Genomic DNA, 9861 nt, shown 5'->3' with positions numbered 1-9861 from the left:
TGTTCGCTCTCCTTGAGACAGATAGTGTTTCCCTTAACCCGATTATAGCCGCTGACGAAGAGCACGTATTAGCGCTCCACATCATAAATAAGATCCATACTCTGGCCTTTTCCTGATTGCACTTCCAGTCGCAAATATTCACTCAGTCGGTAACGTGTGATCAGTGCACCCTTGGAAACAATGGGGTCAGTGTTGAATGGCACTTACCTAAGGACATTAGTCATTAACAATAAATGAGTTAATGTTGCGCTCACAACCAATCTGTTATTGCATGGTAGGAACACCCTATTTATCTAACCAACAAATAATATGGCTCTGCACAGAAATAGATAAAAAGTGTGACGAACAGCCCTGTGTAATGAAGAATGCTAAGTCATTAAAACAGCAGTTAATATGCGTTTAAGTAAATGCCATTCGGGTCAGTGTCATTGATTTGCAGTCCGGGTGTCGAACTGAGCGCCCGCTATTGGATGGGTCTTGCCTGAACAGTGGATGGGCAATTGCCGACTTACTGCTGTTAGTCGGGTCACATCAGGTCACCAGCGGGACTGTTCGCTTAGCAGATGTCTAGGTGGTCGGCGAGCAATCTTTTTTTGGGTCTAGCAGAGGCGTTTCATTGGAAATATTGGAATTGGTAATAGAATTAATAGAGTCATCTCAAATCGAACAGAAATTCTCTGCAAAAACGCTTAGGTAATTATTTGATTCTATATAGATGTTATAGGTCGTAAATGCATCTATTCTGCGGGTTAAATGTGGCGTTAAGTTGTCGTATATAAATATCCTTAGTGTTCATGGTCTGTACCGTTCACTAGCCTAACGAATTGATCATCGGGTAAACCTCTTGGCGAAGCTGGAAGCTTGAATAGGTTTGACCGTGGCTATAGCCACAAGCTTCAGCATGTTTGAGGCATTGGGCTGGCATAGGGCATTAGATTGAGGGGTTAATCTAATGATGTGCAAGAGGGTATTTCGATGTGCGCCTCGGTACCGCCACCCGGTCGTGCAATCAGGCTAAGGCGCCAGCCGTGGAATTGCGCCAGTTGCCGGGCTATGGCAAGCCCCAGGCCGCTACCGCCGGTACAACTGTTTCGGGAAGGCTCCATACGGTAAAAAGGTCGGAATACAGATTCACGTTCTGCTTCCGGAATACCCGGCCCCCGATCCAGTACTTTGATTACGCAGCTCTCTGGGGTTCGTCTGACTTCAACAGCAACCCCGGTGCCGTCGCTGTAACGCACGGCATTCTGCAACAGATTGGCAAGGATTCTCGTTAACACCAGCGGCTGCAAGGTAAACAGACATGGTTCATCTGGTATCCAGTCGATATCCGTACCCATGCGCCTTGCATCGATGACACAGCGGTCGATGATATCTCTTATATCTATAGTTTCCGGTCTGTCGCCTGTCAGCTCCTGTCCCAGTTGCAGGTACTGGCTGATCAGATGTTCCATCTCCTGGATATCCTGTGTGGTTTCTGCAATCAGCTGTGTATCAGCTTGAGGTCTCAGCATTTCGAGGGTGAGGCCCAAGCGCGCCAGCGGCGTACGTAGATCATGTGCAATGCCGGAGAGCATCGTGGTGCGGTCAGCCAGCAGTTCCTGTACCTGCAGCGCCATGTGATTGAAGGTGCGTGAAAGCTGTAACAGCTCAACCGGCCCCGTTTCCGGAAGTGGTTTGGGTGTGACGCCGCGGCCGATCTCGTCCGCAGCTTTGGCAAAACGTGCAAGCGGGCGGGTCAGGCGGCGCACTAGCAGAAGCGCTGTCAGCAACACGAGTGCTGCACCTAGCGCAAATACAATTAGAGCCGCCAGCGGTGGCTGAGGACCGAGTCGTGCAAGGGTAAACCCAAAACGCACTACACGCTTGTTGACTGGAATGTCTGTCCAGAACCAGCGGGTCCCATCGGCTGAAATGGTCGAATGGATAGTAATTTTTTGGTTACTACGCTGTATGAGACTGTCTTGCAGAAAGCGGGTATATGGAAGCAGCCTTGTTACTTCATGCGTAAGCGGCGATGAAGCCTTGGCCAGTGTCAGTCCATGATTGAGTTTCAGTTCCAGTTCGAAGTCCGGACGCGTCTGCGGCGGCAACTCGGCCCAGGTCTGCGCTGACACCATCATCAAGGCGGCAAGATCATCGGCTGATCGCTTTGCAACCGGTACAACAATCAAGTAGCCAATTGTTATCAGCGTTAGCAGCAGGAACAGCAATGTTGTTGCCGCCAGTGTCGCCGAGGTTTTTGCGTAGAGCGTTTTCGGCCACCAGCGTTGCAAAGGGTTCTTCATCCTTGCGGTTCACCTTTGGGTGAGAACAGATATCCTTCACCCCAGATGGTGCGAATGAAACGTGGTGCGGTTTGGTCTTCCTCGATCTTGCGTCGCAGACGAGTAACACGTACATCGATGGAGCGATCAAAGGGTGAACGATCATAGCCCTTGATCAGGTCAATCAACAGGTCACGACTCAAAACCCGATTGGGGTGTTCAGTAAAGACACGCAGTAACGTGAATTCTGCAGTCGTCAGGGCGACCGGTTCTCCGTTTCTGGTGAGTTCATGTCTCGTTATGTCAAGGCAATAGGGGGCAAAAGTATACATTATCTCTTGCTCCTTACTGGTATAAGTAGTTTGGCGGCGCAACAGGACGCGAATTCTGGCAAGGAGTTCACGCGGGTTGAATGGCTTGGAAAGATAGTCATCGGCGCCAATCTCCAGCCCAATGATGCGATCGATATCCTCGCCACGCGCCGACAGCATGATAATCGGCAGGTTGCTCACCGCACGCAGTCTGCGTGCTAGGCTCAGTCCGTCCTCTCCCGGCAGCATCAGATCCAGGATCACCGCATCCGGGATCTGTTTTGCCAGAAAATTGTCCATTGCCGGTCCATCCGCGACCGCCGTGACGCGAAATCCCTGTTCCACCAGATAACGCGACAACCGCTCGCGCAATGCACGGTCATCATCCACGATCAGCAGGTGTTCGGATCTGTTTTCCATCGTTTCAGTGTATCGCTTTTCCTCCATTCCTGCCTATTCGATCGGCTGTTGTGAAACACATTGTTACATATTCGCTATCGGCGGAAATCTTCCGGAAACACCCGGCGCCGACTATTCACCTACGAAATGATTGCCAGCGCGCTGTTAGTCGCTGGCCCCTTAGCAGATTCCAGAAATTTACACACAGGATGTCTCGATGAAAAGAATGTTTTTTATAACCAGCTTGCTCTACCTGGGCCTTGCCTTGCCGGTCTACTCGGCTGAAGAGAATTCCATGTCCGAGGTTAATCACAACTTACAAGTGAATTTTTCGGGTACCTGGCTGCTCGATAAAGCGTCAAGCGACGATCCGGAGGCCAAGATGAAGGAAATCAGGGAGATGATGCGAGAGTCTCGAGGCATGCGTGGGGGTATGGGTAGCGGTTTCGGGCGTGCTAAAGGCGGTGGCATGGGTGGCGGGCACCAAGGCGGCGGCAGGGGTTCTTCCGGAGGCATGCTAGCGGCCTCGACCAGCGGGCTGCGTTCCCTGATCAGTGGCGCGGAAGTACTGGAGTTGTCCCATGCAGACCCCATGTTGCTGATTACCGCGGATGGTGGTCCGCAGCAGCGGCTCTTCACGGATTTTCGGGGGGCGGTGGTATCTGCCAGTAGCTCCGTACCACAAGCGGTGACCACCGCAGGCTGGGAGGGAGATGTACTGGTAATCGAAACCACACGGGATAGCAACCCCACTCTGTTGCAACGATACCATCTTAACGCCAATACCGGACAGCTTGAGATAATCACCGATTTCATGCCGCCCAGCTCATCGCGGAATGTGTCGATCAAACGTTTCTATGATCGGGTGAATGTGCGGGCAGCCAATGCCGTGGGTGGCGCGTCATGATTACAGCTTTATCCGTCTTATATGGATTAATCGAGGAGCGATACATGAGCAAGCAGAGCAAAATCACCGCGGGTGCGATGCGCCTGACGCTGTTTTTTTACCTCTTGTCCGCCAGCGCCGGTGCAGTGGCAGGCAGTGTCATTTTGGGCCAACAGACCGCGCCGGTGGATTCGGTCATGGCTGGTGCCGTTGAGTCGGCTGCGCTGCCACAGGCGGGAGCGTTCTCAAGTAGTACGGTGACTCCAACCGTCGCACTGCTGGAGAAGGTACGGCAAAACGGCAGGCAGCAGGCTGCTGAGGCTGCATTCTCACTTGCCGTCGTGGCCATCGAGAAGAAGGACTTCGCCGCTGCAGGGCTGCTGATTCAGGAGGCCCTGCAGTTGCAACCGTCGGACCCTGGATACTTGCAAGTCGCTGCCAGCCTGGCCATTCAAAAGGGAGACTTGGCCGAGGCGGAAGCGTATCAGGTAAAGACCCTGGAAGTGGCCCAAGCGGTGCTGGGGACGGAAGATATCCGCATTTCATTGCTTATGGACGATCTCGGGACCATCTATCTCGCCCAAGGGCATTACGAACAGGCCGAACGCACATGGCGGAAGAGTATCGCTATACGTGAACAGATCCTGGGTAACATGGATCCGTCCCTGGCCCCACGGCTGAAGGATCTGGCAGGAGTGGTCCTGCAGGAAGGACGATTTGACGAAACTGAGCAGCTGTTGAAGCGGTTGGTCAATATCCTGGAGGCGGATACCGTGCCAGACCGCACGAATATCGCCGCCGCGCAACATATCCTGGCTGATTTCTATGTCAGCCGGGAGCGGATGGACGAGGCGAACGAGCTTTACCACATAGTGCTAGCGGACTGGAAGACAGCCCCCGCGCCACAGCGTCTACGTATTGCTGCCAATGTCTATGAACTCGGCAACGAATACCTTTCACAACTGCGTCTGGAGGAAGCCAAGCCGCAGTTCGAGCTGGTACTTGGACTGCTTGAGGAAGACTTCGGGGCCGATCACTTGTATGTCCGCGGTGCGAGGAAGGCTTTGGATAAGCTGAATTCCGCGCAGGAAAAACACAGCGGAAACAAGACGTTCGATCGAGTGGGGGACGGGAAATCGTATCGCCAGCTGTCCCAGCGTAACTTGATCATGTAAATCACGTCTGCAGCTCCTGAAACAGCTTGTAACACTTCTGGCTTGGACAGAAATACCCGAGAAACAGATTCAACCGATCATAACTATGCAGATGGCATCCGGCCCTTTGGGGGGAGTGACTGTCAATTCCAATTAAATCAGGAGAGATGAAAATGACCGACAGATCAATCAAACAGAAACAGGAACGCAGATCATTCATGTGCATGCGTTCCCCTTGGGGACTGTCATTTGCGGCGGCTGGACTACTGGCATCATTCGCTGTCAACGCGGTGGATTTCAGTCAATACACGACCGAAGAATTGGCCCAGATGCGTACCCAAAACCGCGACATGAGTGAACAGGACAGGGAGCAATATCGAGAAGAGATGCGGACACGGACACAGGACATGAGTCAAGAAGAGCGGCAAAACCTGGGCCGTGAGAGTAATCGGAACGCGGATGCCAACACTGATCGGCGCCTGCGCGCCAATGAAGACAACGACCGCGGCCGTGGTGAGTTGGTGCGCGAACGCTCCCGTACCGAATCGGGGGCATCCGGCTACGGCTACGGCTATGGTTATGATCAGCGCCAGAACCAAGGCAGTATGGGTGGTGGTATGGGCAGTGGGGGACGCGCTGGGGGTAGGCGTGGCAGGTGATAAGAAGAACCTGATAAAACGGTAGGGATCCGGTACTTGGTGGTCAGGGGATCATTAATGCCCCCTGACTGCAAATGGATGGTGGGTTAAAAGGGCGTTTTTTTACAATTACCTGCTCATCAGAATTTCAACACGAACGTGAGCGGAGAACGTAAGGTTTTGCTGAGCTCAAAGGCGACAGACTCAAATCAATGAAATTGATGAAATGGTAACGATAATGAAAAAGATGGGAACCAAAAATGCCGATAGCATAAATGCTCGCCCTGCAGCGATTCTTTTTGGGCCGGAACAACTCGATCAGATCTCGATGTTTGAACTGCAATTTTCCACAACAAAATTTTTGCCTCAGTACCATGTGATCCCGAATCAATTCAAATTCGGCCATACAAAATGGAACCGGCTTTTGTCGGACTGGTTCTATAGCGGAGTGACAGATCTTCAATTGGTTCCGAAGCGTGGCGTGGACGTTAAAAAAGCACTCCGTGTGATCAAGGCGCACATGATCTCGTTCGAGCCATCGCACGGACATAAAGAGGCTGGCGTGGCGTATATGATGTCGCTGCTGTTTGAAGATGCAGAGTGGTCGTTGGATTCTGCTGATCGAATGGACGCTATTGGAGAGAGAAAATGAAATGGTATAGATGGCCACAGCCATGGTGGCTTGGTCTGGTGTTCCTGTTTACGATTCTGTTCGGCCTGCTTACCCTAAAAGAGGGCGGGCCGGTGCTGTTTTTCGATGGCCCGGCACGACGTGCGGCAGGACACTATGTCCCCTTCGTGCTCTGGTTTAATTTTATTGCCGGTTTTGGCTATGTGATTGCTGGCGTCGGGCTGTGGATGCAGAAGTGCTGGGCGCTATGGCTCATCATAATGATTGCCACGGCCACTGCACTTACTTTCGCCGCGCTTGAAGGCCACATCTATGTCGGTGGGGCCTACGAGTCCCGCACTCTATTCGCCATGGGCCTGCGCACGCTGGTTTTGACAGCGGTGTCCGTTATTGCCTGGCGGCAGCTGTTGCCTCGGGAGGCCTGATATGACGACCATTACATTCATTGGAGCGGCTCGTGAAGTAACCGGATCCTGTTATCTGGTCGAGACGGACAATACCCGGTTCCTGGTCGATTGCGGCATGGTGCAGGGCGGGCATGATGCGCCGCTTCGTAATCGCCGGGCGTTTCCCTTTGCGGCACAGGATATCGACTTTGTCCTGCTCACCCATGCTCATATTGATCACTGTGGCTTGCTACCCAAGCTGATGCGTGATGGATTCAGCGGGCCGATCTATTCCACCCGTGCAACGGCAGACCTGCTGACCGTGATGCTGCCGGACAGCGGTCACATACAGGAGTACGACGCCAAGCGTGCCGCTAAGCATCGTTCGGTGTCCCATAAGAAACTGTTAACGCCACTCTACACAGTTCAGGACGCGCTGGATTGTCTTGAGTTGGTAAAACCGATCAATTATGACGAACGTATTCAAGTTCATCCGGGTGTCACCTGTCGCTTCCGTGATGCCGGTCATATTCTCGGATCAGCGATCATAGAGATCTGGATCAATGAGGGCGACACCAGCAAAAAACTGGTTTTCTCCGGCGATCTGGGTCAGCCGGGTCAGCCAATCCTGCGTGATCCGACTCTGATCGATGAGGCGGATATTCTGGTCATGGAATCCACCTACGGTAATCGCTCTCACAAGAACCTGCCGACGACCCTGGAAGAGCTGGTGCAGGTAGTGGATAACACGCTACATAAACAACAGGGCAACGTGATCGTGCCGGCATTTGCCGTCGGTCGCACCCAGGAGGTGATCTACCACTTGCATCAACTGACCCGTCAGGGACGGCTGCGTAATCTCAACATCTTTGTCGATTCACCCATGGCGACGGCCGTCACTAGGATCACCCAGCAGCACATGGCGTTGTTCGATGATCAGGCGAAGCAACTGGCCAGCTGGCATGCGGCCGGAAACGACTTGCCAAACCTGCACTTTGTTGCCAGTACCGAGGAGTCAATGGCGCTTAATCAGATACGTTCCGGTGCGCTCATCATCTCCGCCAGCGGCATGTGTGATGCCGGCCGTATCCGACATCATCTGCGCCATAATCTTGGACGCCGTGAATGCAGTGTAATGATCACCGGTTTTCAGGCCCAGGGTACGCTGGGACGGCGGCTTGTAGACGGAGCAAAGCAGGTGACTATCTTCGGTGAACGGATTCCGGTTCGTGCAGCCATTCACACACTCGGTGGTTTTTCTGCACATGCCGACCAGTCGGCACTGCTTGCCTGGGCAGGTGCCTTCAAACGGCCGCCGCGCCAAACATTCGTGGTACACGGTGAGGCATCGGCAGCATTGACGTTCGGAGAGCACCTGCATAGTGAATTTGGCTGGAATGTGATGATCCCTGAGCCAGGTCAGAGCATGTTGTTGTGAGTTACCCCGCCCCGCTTCATTTGAGTAAAAAACAAGGAGAAGATCATGCAAGGTAAGAAGAATATTGCCACCGGCTTCCTGTTTCTGGCCGGCTTTATGGTTTACGGGTTTGTGCTCATCTACCTGCGCGACTTTGCCCCCGGCAAGGAACAATGGATTGCTGATTACGCCCTCGGCAAGCATTTTGAGTCACGCCTGGCGCATGTTCACGGCAATCTGTTCGCCTTTATAAATATTGTTGTCGGTTATCTATTGTTGCGATTGCCGATCGCAACGGTGTCGGCAAAATGGATCTCCTGGCTGACCCTGACTGGTATGCTGATGCCGCTGGGTATCCTTTCCGAAGTGGCATTTGGGGTGCCGCCACTGCTGGTGCTGGCGGGCGGCATCGCTATGGTCTTGGCAATGGTCTGGTTCGGCATTACAGCGCTGCAACTGCGCACCAGTGAACGCCAGCCATGAACTCCGAGCAGGATTCGCATCTTGCGGAAGAGACGTTTCCAGAAAGTGACCGGCCAGGATTGTTGCAAGCGATCCTGGACAGTCCCTCATATCGCCTGGCATATGAAGACACAGAATTTCTGGCAAGTGAGGATTTACGCCCGGTGCGTTTGCAATTGGAATTGATCAAACCCGAACACTATCTGCGTCAGCACAACGTCCGCTCCACTATCGTCGTCTTTGGTAGCGCGCGCCTGCTGCCGCCGGATATTGCGGAGGCAGAGTTGGCGGCGTTGGATAGGCTTAATGATCCAGCTCTGGGGGCGGAGATCGCGCGTGCTATAAAACAGCTCGAATACGCGCGTTACTATGTTGAGGCGCGGCATTTCGCCAAGATCGTATCGCGTCGCTTTCAAAAAGAGGGGCGACGCGATTTCGTCGTGGTGACCGGTGGTGGTCCCGGCATCATGGAGGCGGCAAATCGAGGCGCCCATGACGCAGGTGAGCGTAGCATTGGTCTTAATATTACCCTGCCACACGAGCAGGCGCCCAATCCGTTTGTGACGCCGGAACTCTGTTTTCAATTTCGCTATTTTGGCCTGCGAAAAATGCACTTTCTGCTGCGGGCCCGTGGCCTGGTGGCCTTCCCGGGTGGTTACGGAACCCTCGACGAACTGTTCGAGACACTCACGCTCATGCAGACTGGAAGAGTGGCCCCGATGCCGGTTGTGCTGGTTGGCGAGCGCTTCTGGCGGCGCGCTATCGATTTCCAGTTTCTGATGGATGAAGGGATGATCGGTCAGCAGGACCTCGCTTTGTTCACTATTGTTGACAGCGCCGACGAGGCCATCAGAGTATTGGGTGAGTTCTATCACGGCACACCGCCTGCCTGAGCACTATTCAGGTATTATCGCAGTTATATAAATAGTGGATTTTATTACCCAAACTAAAGATCATGTCGCCAGATAGGTGCAACATCTTCCGTCCGGTAGCTTCTTTGGTTACTGCAAAGAGATGTTCTGCACGCTAGGCGGCGGGGTCATGTGACAGGACACTGAAATCAGTGTCGCTGGTGGCATCGGCCTTTTTGATGGCGCCCAATGTTTTTGTAAAAACAGGACTCATGATGATGGGCATGTGGAAGAGGCTGTTGGTGGTTGCGCGTACAAACAGTTTGTCTTTGAAGTGTAACGCCTGATTATCCCAACCCTCAGGATGAAAACGCGGGCAACAGCTGGTCGGGTTGTCGCTCATGTCGTATTTGGGTAATGCATTGATCTCCATGTTCGCTCTCCTTGAGACAGATAGTG

Annotated in this window: 11 protein-coding genes; 8 read left to right on the top strand and 3 right to left on the bottom strand. The window is 53.1% G+C overall.

The window, feature by feature from the left end; genetic code table 11:
* Positions 1-944: 944 nt before the first annotated feature.
* A complete protein-coding gene (locus FHP88_RS18915) occupies positions 945-2288 on the bottom strand; it encodes an ATP-binding protein (protein ID WP_144360709.1) in 1344 nt (447 codons plus the stop codon).
* Positions 2285-2998, bottom strand: a complete 714-nt coding sequence (locus tag FHP88_RS18910) for a response regulator (RefSeq protein ID WP_144360708.1) — start codon at positions 2996-2998, stop codon at positions 2285-2287. Before FHP88_RS18910 ends, FHP88_RS18915 begins: the two co-directional genes overlap by 4 nt.
* Positions 2999-3194: 196 nt before the next feature.
* Here FHP88_RS18910 and FHP88_RS18905 point away from each other — a divergent pair, with 196 nt between their 5' ends.
* The 8 genes from FHP88_RS18905 (at position 3195) to FHP88_RS18870 (ending at position 9444) form a co-directional block, all read left to right on the top strand.
* Positions 3195-3884, top strand: a complete 690-nt coding sequence (locus FHP88_RS18905; RefSeq protein WP_144360707.1) for a hypothetical protein — start codon at positions 3195-3197, stop codon at positions 3882-3884.
* Between the two features lie 44 nt (positions 3885-3928).
* On the top strand, positions 3929-5038 hold the full coding sequence (locus tag FHP88_RS18900; protein ID WP_186297798.1) for a tetratricopeptide repeat protein: 1110 nt from the start codon (positions 3929-3931) through the stop codon (positions 5036-5038).
* 152 nt (positions 5039-5190) lie between these two features.
* Positions 5191-5676 carry a hypothetical protein gene (locus tag FHP88_RS18895; protein ID WP_144360705.1) on the top strand — a complete coding sequence of 162 codons (486 nt, stop codon included), beginning with the start codon at positions 5191-5193 and terminating at the stop codon, positions 5674-5676.
* Positions 5677-5893: 217 nt separating this feature from the next.
* Complete coding sequence (locus tag FHP88_RS18890) at positions 5894-6307, top strand: hypothetical protein (protein WP_144360704.1); 414 nt, start codon at positions 5894-5896, stop codon at positions 6305-6307.
* Positions 6304-6711, top strand: a complete 408-nt coding sequence (locus FHP88_RS18885; protein ID WP_144360703.1) for a hypothetical protein — start codon at positions 6304-6306, stop codon at positions 6709-6711. The genes FHP88_RS18890 and FHP88_RS18885 overlap by 4 nt, the downstream gene beginning before the upstream one ends.
* Position 6712: 1 nt before the next feature.
* Positions 6713-8110: an MBL fold metallo-hydrolase RNA specificity domain-containing protein gene (locus tag FHP88_RS18880; RefSeq protein WP_144360702.1), complete on the top strand. Its 1398-nt coding sequence runs from the start codon at positions 6713-6715 to the stop codon at positions 8108-8110.
* A gap of 45 nt (positions 8111-8155) precedes the next feature.
* A complete protein-coding gene (locus FHP88_RS18875) occupies positions 8156-8572 on the top strand; it encodes a hypothetical protein (protein WP_144360701.1) in 417 nt (138 codons plus the stop codon).
* The gene (locus FHP88_RS18870; RefSeq protein ID WP_144360700.1) at positions 8569-9444 is read left to right on the top strand and encodes an LOG family protein; all 876 of its coding nucleotides are present in this window, start codon (positions 8569-8571) and stop codon (positions 9442-9444) included. The genes FHP88_RS18875 and FHP88_RS18870 overlap by 4 nt, the downstream gene beginning before the upstream one ends.
* Positions 9445-9577: 133 nt before the next feature.
* Here the strand turns inward: FHP88_RS18870 and FHP88_RS18865 are convergent.
* A partial coding sequence (locus tag FHP88_RS18865; RefSeq protein ID WP_313957301.1) for a hydrolase occupies positions 9578-9861 on the bottom strand: 284 nt, incomplete at its 5' end.

The sequence above is a fragment of the Sedimenticola selenatireducens genome, assembly GCF_007625115.1.
GTDB lineage: Bacteria > Pseudomonadota > Gammaproteobacteria > Chromatiales > Chromatiaceae > Sedimenticola > Sedimenticola selenatireducens_A.
This window is presented reverse-complemented; position numbering and strand designations above follow the sequence as displayed.